Source organism: Schleiferia thermophila (assembly GCF_003337435.1).
GTDB lineage: Bacteria > Bacteroidota > Bacteroidia > Flavobacteriales > Schleiferiaceae > Schleiferia > Schleiferia thermophila.
The window spans coordinates 46818-64184 of the sequence record NZ_QPJS01000003.1; the positions used below are offsets into that span (position 1 = coordinate 46818).

Here is a 17367-nt window from a genome sequence, read left to right on the forward strand (position 1 = left end):
AATACCCTACACTCTGCTTTTTCGACGTTTTAATTCAAAGGCAAACTTAAGAATCAGCAAAATAATCGGAACAGATAAAATTACAAAGACGATAATCGAAAACAAATTAGGCGATAATGGATCATAACCTATTGGAAACCAAATGGATCGGTAGACGATTATCAAACTACCTGTAGAAACAATCAGCTTACAAATCGTAAGGAGTTTAATTAGAAATCTTTCCGAAATATCTCTTCTATGATCATCATTGGTATTTGGCGATAGCAGAAGATCTGGATTTTTCTGAAGGGATGAGAGCAATGCGTACAGCAGTAAAGCCATGAATGGAAGAAAGTAAAGATTCGATTTGTGACCTGCTTTGTCGGGTAGTCCATTCAGGCCGTAAGATATGTAGATTTCATCCGGAAGCCTGGAATAAGAATCAAATACGATAAAAAACGATATAATTATCAGCACAATGGCCAGACTCTCAAGCAGATAATCTATCACAAGTAAGAGCTTTAGAGGCTTTTTCACGACCATTGCTTTAAAGCATCAAAGAAATAGCTTCACAAATATATATGCAATACTCACAAAAAAAATTATTGATTTGAAAAAGTAAATACACCTTTTTACATGAAATAAAAACAATTTCTTTACTTACAGTTTAAACAAGGTTCATTAAAAAAGAAAACAATCCTATGAACTTTCACTTTTGATTGCGCCTGTACATTTGAGTACATAAAAAGAATAGAAAGCAAACGGGAATAAATATGGAAAAATTAAAGAACATTTTAGCCAGTTTGTCCACGCATATACCTGATAGCATGAGTGAAAGCTATGACAATACAGGGCTTCTTATAGGTAGCGATGATATGGAAGTACACAAAGTATTGGTCGCATATGAAATCACAAACGAGGTCATAGATGAAGCCATTTCATTGGGCTGTCAGGTGATTTTGACTCACCATCCTCTTATATTTAAGCCTTTAAAGAAGATTACCGGACAGAATGAAGTCCAGAGAATGGTCAAACGAATGATAAAGTCAGGTCTAGCCCACATTGCGGTTCATACCAACGTTGACAACATCGTCAGCGGTCTTAATAAATCGCTTTCAGACCAAATCGGCCTTACTAACTTCAGAATCCTTAAATCGGGTAAAGACCGGTTATTTAGTCTTGTCGTATTTGTTCCGAAAGGAGACTTTGAAAAGGTCGAGCAGAGCATATTTAAGGCTGGAGCAGGACATATCGGCAAGTATTCCCATTGTGGTTATTCCGTTGATGGAAAAGGGAGTTTTCTACCTTTGGAGGGCTCTAACCCGGCCATTGGGCAGCTGGGTCAGCTGGAACGTGTGGATGAAAAAAGACTTGAAGTAATAGTACCAGGCAGAAAACTCACATCTGTACTATCAGCTATGAAAAAAGCCCATCCATATGAAGAGGTTGCGCATTTCATAATTCCGTTGGAGAATGTAGATCCGGAATCGGGCTCCGGAGGCTTGGGTGAGCTTAGTCAAGCAATGGATTTTGATGACTTTATTGTTCATCTCAAATCTGTTTTAAATTTAAAATCAATAAAAATCTCAGTAAAGCATCCGGAAAAAATACAAAAAGTAGCAATATGTGGAGGATCAGGAAGTTTTCTTATACAGGAGGCTAAGGCCTCCGGCGCCGATGTCTTTATCACGGCTGATGTAAAGTATCATGATTTTTTTGAAGCAGACGATTCCTTTGGTATTATTGATCCGGGGCATTATGAGAGTGAAATAATGATTGTCAATGAATTTGCAAAATTTTTGGAGAAAAATTTCCATACATTTGCAGTCCTACTTTCAAAAGTTAATACAAACCCCGCAATAACAATTTAACACTTTATGAGCCAGGAAGTTACCGTAGAAATGAAACTTCGAGCACTCTACGATTTACAACTGATAGATTCCAGAATCGATAAGATAAAAGCTATTCGAGGAGACCTGCCACTAGAAGTTCAGGACTTAGAGGATGAAATAGAAGGATTGCATACAAGAGTCGATAAGCTTAAAAATGAAATTTCCGAGCTGGAAAACGACATAAAAGCCAAGAAGATTTTTATAAAAAGCTGTCTCGATAAAATAACAAAATATAAAGAACAGCAAAAAAATGTAAGAAACAACAGAGAATTCGAAGCAATATCCAGAGAGATTGATTACCAGGAGCTCGAGATCCAGCTGGCTGAGAAAAGGATGAAAGAGGCCAAATCCAGAATCGAAAACAAAAATGCTCAAATAGCCACTGCCGAAGAGAAAATAAAAGAACTGTCAAACCATCTTGACTTCAAAAAACAGGAACTTGAATCCATAATGAGCGAAACTGCCAAGGAAGAAGAACTCTTGAAAAAGAAATCAGAGGAATTCGCATCTTTGATAGAACCTAGATTGTTGGCAGCCTACCGTCGCATCAGAGAACGGATGAAAAATGGCTTAGCTGTGGTGCCTGTCGAAAGAGGAGCATCAATGGGGTCATTTTTCACCATTCCGCCTCAGCGTCAGCTTGAAATTCAATCGAGAAAAAAAATCATCATCGATGAACACAGTGGCCGGATTCTGGTGGATTCTGATTTGGCGCGTGAGGAAGAGGAAAAAATCAATCATCTCATCTCTTCCGTATTGTAATTGAAGACGTTTTCAAAAATATTTGGGAGGGGTTTCGTATCGAAATCCCTTTTTTTGTTTATTTTAAATATCTCACCCGATCAGACAAACGGATATTTTGATCACTCTCGCAGGATAGTACTTGCCTACGAACGGATTCAGGATTTTTATCTAGCTGACGCTTCTAAACTTTTACAAGCTGAGGCCAGGCAAGCTCCGAAAAATGTGGCTGTGGAAGCTGCTATGGCTGCATTGATCTTTGCAGAAGCTACGGCTCGCGATGAAGACGTATTTACAAAACAGAGCATTATAAGACTTAAAAAGATACAGTCAAAAATCAATAACGATACAGCTAGTAATGTTCATCACCTAATAGCCGAAGTTGAAATAGCCATTTATTGTGGTCTGCTGCAGGTTAGGCTAAATAATCGGCTCAGGGCAGCTTCAGAATTCCTAACCGCATATACTACATCCAAAAATGCATATAAAATGCACCCTCAAAATCCAGTTGTGAAACTTCTTTGGGGTAATATGATTGCAACTATTGGAAGTTTACCTCCCGAGCTAAGAAAATATTTGTCCTTTGTGGGGTATACAGGCGATGTAAAAAAGGGGGTGGATCTGATGAAAGAGGCACATCGACGCATACTAAACAACAAGACTTACAAAATCTATTCGACCAGGGCCAATATTCTGTTTTTAATATCTGCAAAACAATTAGTGGATAATGAGGAAATCCTCCCGGAGAGTTTTGGAATTGATCCGATGGAAAATTATGTAACTGCAATTGTATCGGCTAAGGTACTCATGGAGCAGGGCTATAATGATACTGCACTTAAAATCCTCAAACAAATCCAACCAAAAGAAGGGCAGTTTCCCCTCCATTATTTTCATTATTTGTTTGGTAAAGGGTTGTTAGCTGCCGGAGATTCGGAGTGTGAAACAAGTCTTTTGACGTTTTTACAGAATTATAAAGGCATGCATCATGTAAAAGCTGCACATCGTCTGTTGGCATGGCACTACCTGCTGGCAAATGATATAAAAAAAGCGGATTCATTGATGGCTTTGGTGCCAACTGTTGGGCTGTCGGTTATAGGACCTGATCAACAAGCTGAAAGAGATGCAGAAGAACGGTTAAATCTAACTCTTATCCGCTCGAGAATATTGTTTGATGGAGGATATTTGGATGAAGCTTTGGAAATTCTCTTGTCTGATTCTGGAAAGAAGTGCTGTAAAGATCCCATCGAAATGGCTGAATACCATTATCGACTTGGAAGGGTATACCAGAATAAAGGATGGATATATCCGGCGATTGAAAACTTTGAAAAAGCATTTTCTCAACACCAACAGCCTGCTTTTAACAGAGCCAACTCGGCCTTACAGGCCGCTTTACTCTATGAGAAACTTGGAATACATGGTAAGGCGACATATTATTATTCCAAATGTTTGGAATTGAAAAATTTTCCTTACCAAGAGGGCATTCATCAAAAAGCAAAAGCCGGTCTCATCAGAATGGGTGCTTACTGATCGAAAAGTGATTTTTTTTGAAAAACAAAAAGGCTATTGTCATAGAACGAACAATAGCCTTTTTTCAAGTGATAATCTTTTAAAAGTTACTTTTCTCCGAAGGGTTTTCCTTTTATGGTCGAATAATTAATTTTTAATGCCTGTGCTCTTCTTAGTTCAAATTTAAGGTCTGTGATCAATCCCATTTTCACTGTTTTATCCGCCTTTATTGAAACCGTCATAAGTGGCCTTTCAGCTTCATTTCTGCGCTCTCTTTCGTCTGCAATATATGGGCCTATGTCGTTCAGCGTGGCAAATTGATCATTAAGCTGAATTCTGGGTTCTGTACCGAACTGGGCTTGTAGCGATTTGATCGGAGGACCAATATAGATGTATGATACAAGCGATCTCCTTTCGAGCTTTACAATCTCAGTAGCAAAGGGTTTTCTGTTTTGCACCAGAAGAGTAACTTCTCGCATTACAGTTGTAACCATAAAAAAGAAAAGCAACATAAATACAATATCTGGAAGCGATGCAGTGGAGATTGCCGGTTGACTTTTACCTGTTTTTCTTCTAAATTTTGACATGTTATTTGAGTTTTACAGGTTCTGCTTCTGAAATTTTCATTGGATAGTAGTCTGCTATTTCTTTTGCCTGGTTCTCTGTCAGCAGATTAAATTTTCTCCCAAATCTCTTTAAGGATTCTTCGTCTCTGAGTTCATTGTAAGCTGCTGTCAGTTCATTCTGCACCGCTACATACATTTCGTATGAGGTACCTCTGTCGTTTTGAAGGGAAATGACGTGTTTCTCCGGACTTTCAGAAAGGTTATCCTCTTTACCGAAGTTTGAAATGTGTCTTTTTGCATAATCTTTCAGATCTTCGAGTTTCATGTATTGGTCGTCTACTAGCAAGAGGTCCTGACTATTGACCAATACCCTGAGGATGTTTCTCTCTTTGATGGGGGGTTGCTCCGGTGGTTCACGTTCGTCATAGGGGGGTAATTTTCGGGAAATACCGGAATCCACATCCATTGTGGTAGTTACCAAAAAGAAAATCAAAAGCAGGAAGGCAATATCTGCCATGGAGCCTGCATTGATTTCCGGGGCTGCTCTTCTTGCCATTTTATTTGAATATTTTCGAAACTTCTACATACAATATTGCCACAATTGACAATAGCGTAAGAATATAGAAAGTCGTAAGACCTGTTGCTACCATTTTTGAGGTTACTTCCGTAATGTTCATAGAAGCGGGATAATTGACATAGTCGCTTCCATCAGCAGAGGTGTACCCAACCAAAGAAATTATCAACAACACAGCAATCCCGATTAGAGCATTCTTTACTTTGCTGAAATGGGTAAAAACCTTTGATATAGCGAACCCAACTATTGTAGCTACGCAAATGCCTATCAATATGTAGGTCAATGTGATACCAAAATCTATCATAGGTCGAGGTTTTCAGTTTTTTTTATTTACTTTGTTTATGGTTGTATTTGACCAACAGGTCTATCAGAGAAATGGAAGCCTCTTCCATAGAGTTGGTGATGCTGTCGATTTTGGCAATGATGTAATTGTAAAACACCTGAAGAATCATGGCTACGATAAGACCAAATACAGTGGTAAGCAGCGCTACCTTAATACCACCAGCTACCAGTGAAGGAGAAATATCGCCAGCAGCTTCAATTGCATCGAACGCTTGAATCATACCAATTACTGTACCCATAAACCCCAGCATTGGAGCAAGTGCGATGAAGAGCGAAATCCAGGATACTCCTCTTTCGAGTTGTCCCATCATTACCCCTCCATAGGAAACGATTGATTTTTCTACAATGTCGATTCCTTCACTGTATCTGTCAAGTCCCTGGTAGAAGATGGATGCGACAGGCCCACGAGTGTTGCGGCAAATTTCTTTGGCTTTTTCAATACCGCCACTATTGAGCGCATCTTCTACTTTGGCGATAAGTTTTTCATTATTTGTATTGGCCAGGTTGAGATATATTATTCTTTCAATACTGATGGCAAGACCCAGGATTAAGGCTATAAGAACAATTCCCATAAACTCCGGACCACCTTCAATGAATTTTTCTTTGATGATTTGGTGGAAAGTTTTTTCTTCCTGTACTTCTTCCACCGGAGTAGCCTGGATTGATGTTTCACTTTGTTCCTGGGCCTGTGCTTCTGTCTGCTCAGATTGTACCTCTGTGGTTTGTTCGTCCTGAGCTACAATGGAGGTAGAAGAAAACATCAGCATTAAAGCTGAAATTGCAAGTGCAGAGAGCGCTTTTCTCATACTGTTGTTGATTTGGGTTATTAAATTTAGTAAAATTTAGCGGAGAGAAAGGGATTCGAACCCTTGATACCCTTTAGGGGTATACACGCTTTCCAGGCGTGTTCCTTCAACCACTCGGACACCTCTCCAATATTTTACGAATTAATCGTAAAAACGGGCGCAATTTAACAAAATTTCATTTTCATCAACAAGGCTTAAATTATTTTACCGTTAGTTCACCGGATATTGATGTCTGAAACATTTTTCTGAAATCATTAGGATTTTTGATCTGTGGTAAAATGTTCATCGTCTTGGTGATAGCTGCTTCTCGAGTCATATCGTATCCGCTGATTACATCCAAATCCATGAGCCATCGGCTTACTTCGTATTTTCCCATCTTCACCGATCCCGATTTACACTGAGATATATTGATTACGGGGATATTTCTATCTCTGAAACTTTTTAAAAGTATTCCTAGCTCCGGGTCTTTGGGGGCGTTGCCTGAGCCGTAAGTTAGTAGAATCAGCGCTTTGAGTTCGGCTGAGTTTTCAAGTACTTTTCGAATCCATTTGAAGTTTATACCAGGAAAAAGACTTATATTCAAAATATTTGAATCAATCTGCGGCTGGAACTCCAGGGGGTTTACCGGCGCAGGCATCAGATACGGATGATTGAGAGTAATCTCGAGTCCTGCCTCTCCAAGCAATGGATAGTTTGGACTGGAGTAGGCTTTGAAGGATTCAGAAGAATGCTTGTACGTGCGATTTCCTCGATAGAGTTTATATTCAAAGTAAATGACGGATTCTCGTATAGCTGGTGTACCATCAGGATCTTCCAAAAGTGCTAATTCAATACTGGTGAGCAAATTTTCCTTTCCATCCGTACGGATGATGTTGATGGGGAGTTGAGAGCCGGTAAAAATTATAGGTTTATTCAGATTTCTGAGCATAAAACTCAAAGCCGATGCGGTAAATGCCATAGTATCGCTCCCATGTAATACCACAAAACCATTGTAGTGATTGTAATTTTCATAAATCTGTGTTGCGAGCTTTACCCAAAGTTCTGGAGTCATCTCTGTAGAGTCTATTGGCTGCTCCCAACTGTGGAAATCGATAGATGCCGGAAGGTCATTCAATTCCGGAATCAGCTTGTAGAGTTGTTCAAATTCGACAGGTATCAGGGCACCATTTGTACCTGTTTTGGACATTCCGATAGTACCGCCGGTATAGATAACCAGAATTTTTTTCATCGCCATGCTATTGGGAAGAGATTTTTAGCATTGTTCCAAGTGATGCTCGCCAATTCGCTAAAGGTTTTTGAGTAAATTTCTGAAAGTTTTTTTACGGTTTCCACCATTAAGGCCGGCTCATTTCTCTTGCCTCTATGAGGCATCGGGCTGAGGTAAGGAGCATCTGTTTCCGTCAAAATTCGCTCCAGTGGAACATGTTTTAAAACATCGGGTAGAGTAGTTTTTTTATAGGTTACAACCCCACCTATGCCCAAATAAAATCCAAAATCTACTATCCAGGCGGCTTGCTCTTTATCTCCGGTGAAGCAGTGAAAAACACCTTTAAGACCAGTATTGCGAAAGGGGTTGAGTACCTCGGCGATTTCATTAAATGCATTTCTAGAATGAATGACTAATGGTAAATCAAATTCCAATGCCCAGCGGATTTGTTCTTTAAATGAGGCAATTTGGACTTCTAGTGTTGAAGTATCCCAATAGAGGTCAATACCCGTTTCGCCAATAGCGATGATTTTATCAGAATTGGCTTTCAGGTAAGAATAAATTTTGGCTAGCTGGATTTGATAGTCTTCTTTTACAGAGGATGGATGAAGGCCTGCCATCGGATACACATCCATGTGGTCAATCACAAGACGGTGAAGGGGTTCAAGTGTGGTGGCATCGATATTTGGTAAAAAAAACTTCTCTACTCCAGCTGTTCTGGCTTTTGAAAGCACCTCGTCGAGGTCTTGATTAAAATCGTTAAGATAGATATGGCAATGCGTGTCTACCAGTTTCATGCGGCAAAATAAAGCCCATTGCCTACTATTGCGGAAATTGTATGCGAATATCCGGACTTAAGGCTTTCACAGAGACGTTTAAAGCGCGGTCTACTAGCTGCATTCCTATTCGGATGGAATCTCCATCAGCCAGGCCGTCCACAGGTATTTCATATTGAATTTCGCCCTCGAGACTTTTAACTTGTCCTTTCGGAGTAATATTTTGAATTCGCGCATTGAAATTGAAAGTGTCCTCAATATTCCCCATTTTCAGACTGTAAAGTTCTATCCAGAGGTTGTGGTAAAATGGACTGGCCTTGTCGAAGGGGGGAAGGGTATCTTCCTGGTTCAGGCCAATATCACCGTCACCATCTCTAAAAGTCATTTCAATTTTCAACATTCTGATTTCCAATGGTGAAGAGATGAAAAATTCGTGATTTTTATATTCAATCACTGGGATTGGATCGAAACTGCTGAATTTCCGGCAACCCTGAAACAGGGTTGGGACTAAAATGGTTAAAAAGGCAAGTTTGATTAATTTTGTGAACCAGCGGATATCCATCGCTGCTAAATTAAAAACAATTTGTTGAAATTCGATCCAAACGAACTTTTGAACCCAGATCTTCAGGCAGATAAATTTACCGAACTTGCCTTGGAGGTTTTTAAATATCAATACGCGCATAATTCAGTATACCGTCAATATTGCAACCTGCTCGATGTATCGGTCAGTTCAGTCACTGATATTGACAAAATCCCCTTTTTACCGATAGAGTTTTTCAAACAATTCAAGGTCGTTTGCGACGATGCACCTGTCGAAGCGATATTTAGAAGTAGCACTACTACCGGGTTTATCCCTTCGGAACATCATGTATCGCTCGACTGGTATGAGAAAAGTTTTTTAGGAGGTTTTATGTACTTCTATGGGATGCCCGGTGCCTATTGCATTATCGGTGTATTGCCTTCCTATCTTGAAAGGGGCGATTCGTCACTGGTGTATATGGTCGATCGCCTGATGCGTATCAGCGGACACAAGGATGGGGGATTTTATCTGTATAACTACAGCGAATTAGAAGATAAGTTACAGAGGTTGACAGACAAGGGTGTTCCTCTGATACTATTTGGGGTCACTTTTGCCCTACTGGATTTAGCGGAGAGAAGAAACCTTGAATTGAGCACTACAATCATTATTGAGACCGGGGGGATGAAGGGAAGGAGAAAGGAGCTGATAAGGTCTGAACTTCATGACATATTGCATTCAACGCTTCGACCCAAAAGAATTGATTCTGAATATGGTATGACGGAGCTTCTGTCGCAGGGGTATAAAATTGGAGATGCTCCTTTCAGACCGGTGCCATGGATGAAGGTGTTGGCAAAAGAAGTTAATGACCCATTTGGAACATTTACCGACAAAACCGGATTGCTGCACATCATTGACCTCGCAAACATATATAGCTGTTCTTTTATAGCTACGAAGGATTTAGGCAGGGTTTATCCAGATGGAACTTTTGAGGTATCAGGGAGGTATGATCATTCTGAAGCTAGAGGGTGCAACCTAATGGTCATGTGAGTGCCATCGTGTTGTAGTTAGCAGAAGTTTTCTTCTCCCTTTACACCAGTACAAAAGAAAAAAGCCGTCTTTTAAGAAGACGGCTTTTGTGGGGGCAATCTTTTTCTTGAACTACCTTACCAGGGTAAGCTTTCTGTTGATTAGACCATTGCTGCTATGTATTCTGAGCAGATAATTACCTGCTGGCAGATGGCCGAGGTCCAATTTTTCTGCAAAAACTCCGGATGCGCTCAGCCAAATCCTATGTAGGAGAACTTTACCGGTCAAATCCGTGATTTCAACTGGGATGGCAGCTTGATCATCACTGAAAGTTATTTCAAAAATACCGGTACTAGGGTTTGGATATATGCTTATCCTGTCGGCAAGCCGGTTCTCATCCACTCCAATGTTGAACTTCAAAGTGTCGCAATATGTAGCGGCTCCGCACTTGTTAAAAGCAGTAAGACAAACCGGATATACGCCATTGGAGGGGAATGTCACTGTAGGATTGAACTGGCTGCTGTTTCCAGCTGACCCAAATGTCCAATACACAGAGTCAGCGTGCGTCACTGCGGAGTTGAAATTCACTACATAATTGGTAACGGAGTATGTAAAAGAAGCAGTAGGTATAGGCTGTATACCTACGGTCACTGGAGTGCGAATGTTTGAACAACCGGTGGTACCGTAGTGAATGTAACCATTGAAATTTCTGGGCTGGAAGGTAGCACCAAATGGATATGATTTACCTACTCCTTCCAGTATGTCCAGTTCGGCATTTGAAGCAAGTATATTTCCCACTGCTGTTCCATTGGTGTAGTTGACATTGGTCGAACCAGTGGTGGTAACATAGAACGCGTGAGTGCCTTGGGAGAGAGTTATTGGAGTGGACAAAGTCAGCTTGGTAAAAGGCCCGGTTTGAGTGACATTGACTGCTGTAAAAGTCTGTAGTAGGGTCCATGCACTTGCATTGGATTCAAATCCCACATGCGTGCCGGTTTTGTGATAAATCTCAAATGTTTGGGGACCAGTAGTTTGTGGCGAAACAGTAAATCCTGTGATGGTAAGTGTTGATGATTTTACCACTACATTAAACATATTTCCATTTTGCCCGTTGCCGGCTGCTGTAGTAGTTAACAGGGAGTCGGCCTGTGAGGAGTATCCGAGGTAGTAGGTATTTTGAGCTGAAATACTTGGAACAAAAAATGTATTTCCACTTGCCAATGGAGTGGCAGCTGTGGCTGATGCAAACCAATGATAGCCCACCCCAGGGAGGTTTTTGGCTTTCAATGTGATGGTATCAACACCCTGGCAGGCGATGGCTGTATCGGCCTGAGGAGCAAATGGTACAAATACAGCGGCAAGGCTGATGGTATCGTTGCTTTTGTTTTGATCTACCGAAAGATTGGAATAAGCCACAGCCTGAATGCTTCCACCTACGGATGTATTAATTGTGCCAATGGTAATGGTATCGGTAGCATTAAATGCTATAGGCCCCGGATGTGTATAGTTTAAAGTTTGGGTTATGTCACCGGTTAAATTGACCACAAAAGGAATGTTTACAGCTGGATTGAATCCGTTGTTTCTAACGACGGCTTTGATCAGATGGTTTGTTGAACCACATTGTATTGGGTTTAACCCTTGTACATTCAGCACTTCGATATCGTGTTCAAAAGGAAGACAGATGTTAACAGGACCAATATATGCACTTGAATCTTGAACTGTAGCGCATTTAGCTCTGACGTAAATATCGATACAGGATCCAGCAGGTAAACCGGAAATGGTGGCTGGATTGGTAGTTACATTTACCACAGTACCCACGGCAGAGCCTGGTGAAAATCCCGTTGGTCCCCATTCCAGATCCCAACTTGTGGCATTACTGCCAGATTGTGTCCAGCTTAAGGTGGCTGTCGTAGCTGTGTTAGAATCCAATGTGAGGTTCATAGGATCAGGACATGGAGGAAGAGCTTCAATAATCACATCGTCAATAAATAAATACGGACCCCAACCACTGCGGGCGTGAAACTCGATCCTTGCAGTATCGCCCGTATAGGCCGGAGGAAGTACGAGGATGCTCTGACTCATTGTAGAAGATGGAGTTAAAGTGCCTGCTCCAGGTGTGTCAAAGGAGGCTCCCTGTAGCATGAGCAGGGTATCTGAAGCCCCTGAAAGTTTTCTGGCAATGACCACCAGGGTATCTGGCCACGATGATATATATTGATGAGACCATTTAAACTTTACCTGTGCAGGAACGCTCAAAATTGCATAAGGGGTATTCATCAGAGCAACGTTGCCAGAAGGAAATGACCAAAACTGGGCTACAGCCATTTCTGCTGTGGCATCGTGCTGCCAGTTGAAGTTTCCATTAGAACTCAAAGTAAAGCAAGAGGGGGGCCAGGTAGTAAAATCTTCTGATACCGGCAAGGACAAAGCTGCACAAGGAGTACTTATGGCCAGAGGTCCGACCCATGGGCTCAAGCCCGAGGTACAACTATCACGTACATATACATGGTAACTTGTATTGGGTGAAAGTCCACTGATCGTAAAACTCAATCCCGTAAACGTACCGGAACCCAGCTCCAGTCCGGCTCCAGGAAGGAAGCCGATGGTACCGTATTCGTATTTTCTGACAATGCCTTGACCGGCAGTAGCAATATTGATCGTAGCACTAGTAGGACTAATGGATGTTAAAGCTGGATTAGTTGAGGGAACACAGGCAGGAACATTCTCATAATTAAAATTGTCAATAAAATAGGTTGCATAAGCAGAGCCAGTTAGCATAAATCCAACATAACGTGTTGAGCTTACGGTATCCATGAAATATACAATTTTTTCCTGATAGGATGAATTCAATCCTGTAATGGAATCGACAACCGTCAGACCAGCGAGGCTGCCCTCATTTTGCAGTCTTACCACGGTAATTTTGCCGTTTGGTACTGAACTGGCGAAACGGGCTCTGATTTGCTTCCCTCCCTGGCCAAGGTCAGCAAATTTTGGCGTGATCAACACGAAAGTATCTGCACCTGACTGATTGATGACAAGGTGATTGGGATTGCTGAATGGTTGTGTAGTCTGCCATGTTTGGCCTTGCTCCACAACTGCATTGGGTCCGAATCCACCGACGTTGGCAATGCTCCAGCATTCCGGTCGCTGACCGGTAGGCAGATTGTCAAAGTCTTCCTGATAAATTACTGTAAATGGGGCACATTTGGTGCGGAAGGAAACCGGGGCCGACCATGTGCTTAGGCCATTGTTGTTATTTGTACAGTTGTTTTGAACAGACACCTGATAGTTGGTCGTAGGCATCAAGCCGGTAATGAGATAAGAAGTAGTGTTGGAAGTAGCTACAGTAGTACCGGGAACATTTCCGGGGGCTCCCCAAGAAATATTATATGAACTGCCGCCAGAGGCAACCCAGGTGACCAGTGCTGAAGTATCCGTAATATTGGTGACCGTAATGCCCGTCGGAAACGGACAAGGTGGCACTTGCTCGACTATGATGTCCTTTACAAAAACATCAGGTCCAAAACCAGAAATAGCTAAAAATCGTATTTCCACAATCTGACCAGTGAACTTAGCAGAGTCCAGCAACAGGATTTCTTCCTGATAGTCGCCTGGGCTTACGGAACTTGAATTGGGTGTGTTGAATGTCGGACCTTGATGAATTTTCAGTGTATCCCACGTGGAGGATGTAGTAGCTTTTGCCATTACGATGAGCCTGTCATCGGGATAAAAAGACATGTACTGATGAGACCACTTGTATCGAAGCCATGCATTTGCGCTTACATTTACTGCTCCGGTAGTCATCTGAAAAGTGGTACCCGACACATAAGACCAAAAATTAGCTCGTGCAGATGAATCCGACTGATTGAAGGTCCATGGTTGCTGCCCTTGATTCACAGCAAAGCATACAGGTGGCCAAGGTGCTAAAGAAGGAGTGTAAGGAAGCGCAGCAGGTACGCAAAGCGTCGAGACTGTGGGGCCGGAGCTCCATGGGCTGTTTCCTCCTGTACAGACCGCCTGAACATTGAACTTATAAGTAGTGTTCGGACTTAAACCTGTAACTGTGTAGGGAGGGGTTACATTATTGACAATGGTTCCGGTCCCCGGTGTAAAGGTACCTGTACCATATTCTACGTTATAAGTACTTGTATTGCCAGACCAATTCAGAGTGACAGAGTTAGTGCTGACATTCTGAACAGTAATGTTGGAGGGTGGCAAACAAGAGGGCGCGGGGTTCACTAGTATGGTGTAGTCGTGAGTTTCACCGTATGTAAAAGTAGAGCAGGAGGCTGTAGCAGGAATTGCCGAGAAGTAATTGCTCCTGATCCTGAATCTAAATGTACCGGTAGGGGTACTTAGAGGAACAGTAACTTGTGTACTGAAAGTCAATGTCGATGGTGAATTCGATGCCCAGATAAATTCGCCTGGATCATCAAAGTCACCATCATTGTTGGTATCAATCCAGATGGCAAAATACTGATTTTGGAAATTGGTCGTAATACTTAGCGTGTAGGTTAATCCTTGGTTAACGATAATGGTATCGTTTAGATAAGAAGAATATCCCACATTTCCAGACGGACAACCGGTAGCAGTCTGCGAGACGTTTGCAAATGAAAAATTGTCGATATCATCACCAAAGGAACATCCTGAAGTGTACAAATTCGTCGTGCAGTAAGTTTGCCCGAAAATTTTGGGTGGAAAAGTTGTTCCTAAAACAGCTAAAAATAGAAGTAGAAACCCTCGGTGTACTGTTCGTGCCATATGATTTTCATTTTTATCAAAGGTATTAGTTTAATGAAATGCTTATTTAATATGATAATGGAGGTGGTTAAATTTCTTCTGAATTTGCTGTTTTTTTTCACGAAATCTAAAATAGTTATATTTGTAACAATATTTCTGATTTCCGCATGCGCAAACATTGGTGTAATTACAGGTGGTGAAAAGGACGAAACACCTCCAAGGGTTGTTAAGGAAATTCCTGAAAATTTTAAAAAAAATTTCGACTCGAAAACCATCATTATTCAATTTGACGAATACCTGGCTACTACCAATTTAAGAAGTGAAATAACAATATCCCCTGAGCCTGATTTCAAGCCAGTTTACTCCATAAAAGGAAAGAATTTGATTATAAAATTTGATGGCGAATTAAAGCCAAACACCACATACACAATATCCTTTGGTCGAGGAATAGCTGATTTAAATGAAAATAATGTCTTGCTCAATTACACTTATGTGTTCTCAACAGGAAGTTTTATTGATACCAATTCAATTTATGGCTATGTCAGAGACATCGTTTCTTTAAAACCAGCTGTAGGGTTTTTGGTAGGCTTAATACCATATTCAGAGACTTCTTTGGATTCATTAGTATTTAAAAAACCTAGATATTATTCACTCTCTGATTCTATTGGTTTTTTTAAAATTAATTATTTACCTTCCGATTCTTTTTTTATATTAACATTTGAAGATAAAAACAAGAGCTTTCAATTGCAGCAAGATGTTGAAAATGCGGGATTTTTGCCATTGAAATTATCATCCGATACTGCTTTGGTCGTACTTTATTCAGCACCTCAAATAAAAAAGCCCAGGCCTTTGATGGCCAAATTAACTTCAGATCATTCCATGTATTTTACATATCAGGTTCCTATTAAAAACATTTCTGTTAGGGATGTTAAAAACTATGAAGACATAAATTTTTTTAAAAATCAGACTGCTGATACTATTGAGGTATTTTTTAACAATCTGATTAAAGATTCTGTTTTGGTTGAAGTTAAATCTGAGCTTGGTACAGATACAATACTACTCAGAAAAAGAGAGCCTTTGAAGGGCAAAATTGCCTTAAAACAGATTTCAAGATCTCAAATTTCAGGTCTTGATAGCCTGGTCCTATTTTCGAATTTTCCCATCTCTCATATGGATACAACAAAAATTTCAATATTCCAGGAAGACACCTTACCTATTTCGTTTAAAGATGTATATTTTGATGAGCGAATTGTTGTTATAAATTTCAACAAAAAACCCAATAGTTCCTATAAGATACGATTCCTTCCAGGAGCTGTATTTTTCAATTCTTCTGTCTACAATGAGGATACTCTTTTTTTTGCTATAAAAGTGCTACAAAATGAGGACTTTGGGATATTGAGATTACATATATCTTTGGATACTTTACCTAAAGGAACTGTTTTAAAATTAATGACAGGTAATAAAACACTTTTTCAACAAACAATAAAATCTGAATTTCTTGATCTTGTAGTGGAGAATCTACTACCTGGGAATTATAGTTTGCAATTGTTTGTGGATGAAAATGAGGATGGACTGTGGAATGCAGGGGACATATTTTCCGGAAAATTACCCGAGCCAATTCTCTTGTACCCGGAAGAGATTTCTTTGAGAGCAAACTGGGAGCTTGATATTGAATGGACTATTTCTATAAAGGAATTGCTTGTCAGGTTCGTATCTCCTCAGTGAGAGGATCGGTATGGTCCATTTTCTTCATCGTTTAGCATAGCAAGATAGGATTGGTATCTTGTTTCTGATATCTTGCCAAAGCTCAATGCTTTTAACACTGCACATTCAGGCTCATTTATGTGCAGACAATTATTGTATCGACAATTGGTCTTTTCACGGAAAATTTCTGGAAAATAATCACCAATTTCTTCTGGTTGCATCTCTACCAGACCAAATCCTTTTATCCCCGGAGTATCGATGACAAATCCGCCAAAGCTTAATGGGTGCATTTCTGCATAAGTGGTAGTATGTTTTCCTTTAAAGTGATATTCGCTGATGTCTCCGGTTTTAAGATTTAGTCCGGGTGAGATTGCGTTGATCAATGTAGATTTTCCTACTCCCGAGTGACCACTCAATAAGGTTACTTTATCTTTAAGCAAATTTTTTAAAATTTCAAGACCGGTACCATTAAGTGCTGAAGTACGGAGGGTGGTGTATCCGATGGTTTGGTAGACGGCTTCATAGTTGGCAATCAGTTCTTCCATATCGCCTTGAAACAAATCTACTTTGTTGAATACGAGAATGGCTGGTATGGAATACGCTTCGCAAGTAACCAGGAAGCGGTCAATAAAACCAAAACTTGTTTCCGGAAAAACAGGAGTGACCAGCAAACATGCCAGGTCGATGTTGGAGGCTAAAATGTGAGTTTGTTTCGAAAGATTGACACTTCTTCGGATAATGTAGTTTTTTCTCTCCAACACATGTACAATCAGGTAATCTCCATTTTTATCAGTTGCAAGCTCTACCCAGTCACCTACCGCCACGGGGTTGGTGTGTTTGTTTGAGATGAGTCTCAGCTTACCTCTCAGACGAGCAGTTATCTTTTTATTTTCAATTAAAACTTCGTAATGGCTTCCGGTTGATTTCAGAACTAAACCTGTCAAAATACTGATTTTTGCTATATATACAAGTGAAAACTTTTTCAAGC

15 protein-coding genes and 1 tRNA gene are annotated in these 17367 nt (G+C 40.6%); 5 read left to right on the top strand and 11 right to left on the bottom strand.

The genetic code is table 11. The annotated features are described in order from the left end of the window. Window positions 1-6 precede the first annotated feature (6 nt). Window positions 7-516 carry a DUF1648 domain-containing protein gene (locus DES35_RS07570; RefSeq protein ID WP_125039426.1) on the bottom strand — a complete coding sequence of 170 codons (510 nt, stop codon included), beginning with the start codon at window positions 514-516 and terminating at the stop codon, window positions 7-9. A 236-nt stretch (window positions 517-752) separates the two neighbouring features. Here DES35_RS07570 and DES35_RS07575 point away from each other — a divergent pair, with 236 nt between their 5' ends. Genes DES35_RS07575 through DES35_RS07585 form a run of 3 tightly spaced genes read left to right on the top strand, consistent with a single transcriptional unit; the run spans window position 753 to window position 4139 of the window. Further along, on the top strand, window positions 753-1850 hold the full coding sequence (locus DES35_RS07575) for a Nif3-like dinuclear metal center hexameric protein (RefSeq protein WP_084180136.1): 1098 nt from the start codon (window positions 753-755) through the stop codon (window positions 1848-1850). 6 nt (window positions 1851-1856) lie between these two features. Further along, entirely contained in the window at window positions 1857-2633 is a 777-nt protein-coding gene (locus tag DES35_RS07580; RefSeq protein ID WP_037358220.1) for a zinc ribbon domain-containing protein, read from the top strand. Window positions 2634-2687: 54 nt separating this feature from the next. Beyond that, on the top strand, window positions 2688-4139 hold the full coding sequence (locus DES35_RS07585; protein ID WP_037358223.1) for a tetratricopeptide repeat protein: 1452 nt from the start codon (window positions 2688-2690) through the stop codon (window positions 4137-4139). Between the two features lie 86 nt (window positions 4140-4225). Here DES35_RS07585 and DES35_RS07590 read toward each other — a convergent pair whose 3' ends face one another. From DES35_RS07590 to DES35_RS07625, 8 genes are all read right to left on the bottom strand, one after another. Then, window positions 4226-4705: an ExbD/TolR family protein gene (locus tag DES35_RS07590; RefSeq protein ID WP_037358226.1), complete on the bottom strand. Its 480-nt coding sequence runs from the start codon at window positions 4703-4705 to the stop codon at window positions 4226-4228. A gap of 1 nt (window position 4706) precedes the next feature. Next, window positions 4707-5240: an ExbD/TolR family protein gene (locus DES35_RS07595; RefSeq protein ID WP_037358229.1), complete on the bottom strand. Its 534-nt coding sequence runs from the start codon at window positions 5238-5240 to the stop codon at window positions 4707-4709. Window position 5241: 1 nt separating this feature from the next. Beyond that, window positions 5242-5562: a hypothetical protein gene (locus DES35_RS07600; RefSeq protein ID WP_125039427.1), complete on the bottom strand. Its 321-nt coding sequence runs from the start codon at window positions 5560-5562 to the stop codon at window positions 5242-5244. Window positions 5563-5584: 22 nt separating this feature from the next. Continuing rightward, a complete protein-coding gene (locus DES35_RS07605) occupies window positions 5585-6406 on the bottom strand; it encodes a MotA/TolQ/ExbB proton channel family protein (protein WP_037358232.1) in 822 nt (273 codons plus the stop codon). A 40-nt stretch (window positions 6407-6446) separates the two neighbouring features. Beyond that, window positions 6447-6534 (bottom strand) — tRNA-Ser (locus tag DES35_RS07610). 71 nt (window positions 6535-6605) lie between these two features. Further along, entirely contained in the window at window positions 6606-7634 is a 1029-nt protein-coding gene (locus tag DES35_RS07615) for an asparaginase (RefSeq protein ID WP_084180137.1), read from the bottom strand. After that, a complete protein-coding gene (locus DES35_RS07620; protein WP_037358236.1) occupies window positions 7631-8410 on the bottom strand; it encodes a TatD family hydrolase in 780 nt (259 codons plus the stop codon). Before DES35_RS07620 ends, DES35_RS07615 begins: the two co-directional genes overlap by 4 nt. Before the next feature lie 25 nt (window positions 8411-8435). After that, complete coding sequence (locus tag DES35_RS07625; RefSeq protein WP_125039428.1) at window positions 8436-8843, bottom strand: hypothetical protein; 408 nt, start codon at window positions 8841-8843, stop codon at window positions 8436-8438. Between the two features lie 132 nt (window positions 8844-8975). On the opposite strand from DES35_RS07625, the gene DES35_RS07630 reads away from it, so the two are divergent. Further along, window positions 8976-9956, top strand: coding sequence for a LuxE/PaaK family acyltransferase (locus DES35_RS07630; protein ID WP_037358485.1), 981 nt, complete (start codon window positions 8976-8978; stop codon window positions 9954-9956). Between the two features lie 111 nt (window positions 9957-10067). Here DES35_RS07630 and DES35_RS07635 read toward each other — a convergent pair whose 3' ends face one another. Continuing rightward, on the bottom strand, window positions 10068-14696 hold the full coding sequence (locus DES35_RS07635) for a fibronectin type III domain-containing protein (protein ID WP_114366270.1): 4629 nt from the start codon (window positions 14694-14696) through the stop codon (window positions 10068-10070). Between the two features lie 57 nt (window positions 14697-14753). On the opposite strand from DES35_RS07635, the gene DES35_RS07640 reads away from it, so the two are divergent. Continuing rightward, window positions 14754-16400: an Ig-like domain-containing protein gene (locus DES35_RS07640; protein WP_170125723.1), complete on the top strand. Its 1647-nt coding sequence runs from the start codon at window positions 14754-14756 to the stop codon at window positions 16398-16400. On the opposite strand, the gene rsgA is transcribed toward DES35_RS07640, so the two are convergent. Next, window positions 16394-17323: a ribosome small subunit-dependent GTPase A gene (gene rsgA / locus DES35_RS07645; RefSeq protein WP_037358487.1), complete on the bottom strand. Its 930-nt coding sequence runs from the start codon at window positions 17321-17323 to the stop codon at window positions 16394-16396. The two genes, DES35_RS07640 and rsgA, sit on opposite strands and share 7 nt — an antisense overlap. Window positions 17324-17367: the final 44 nt, after the last annotated feature.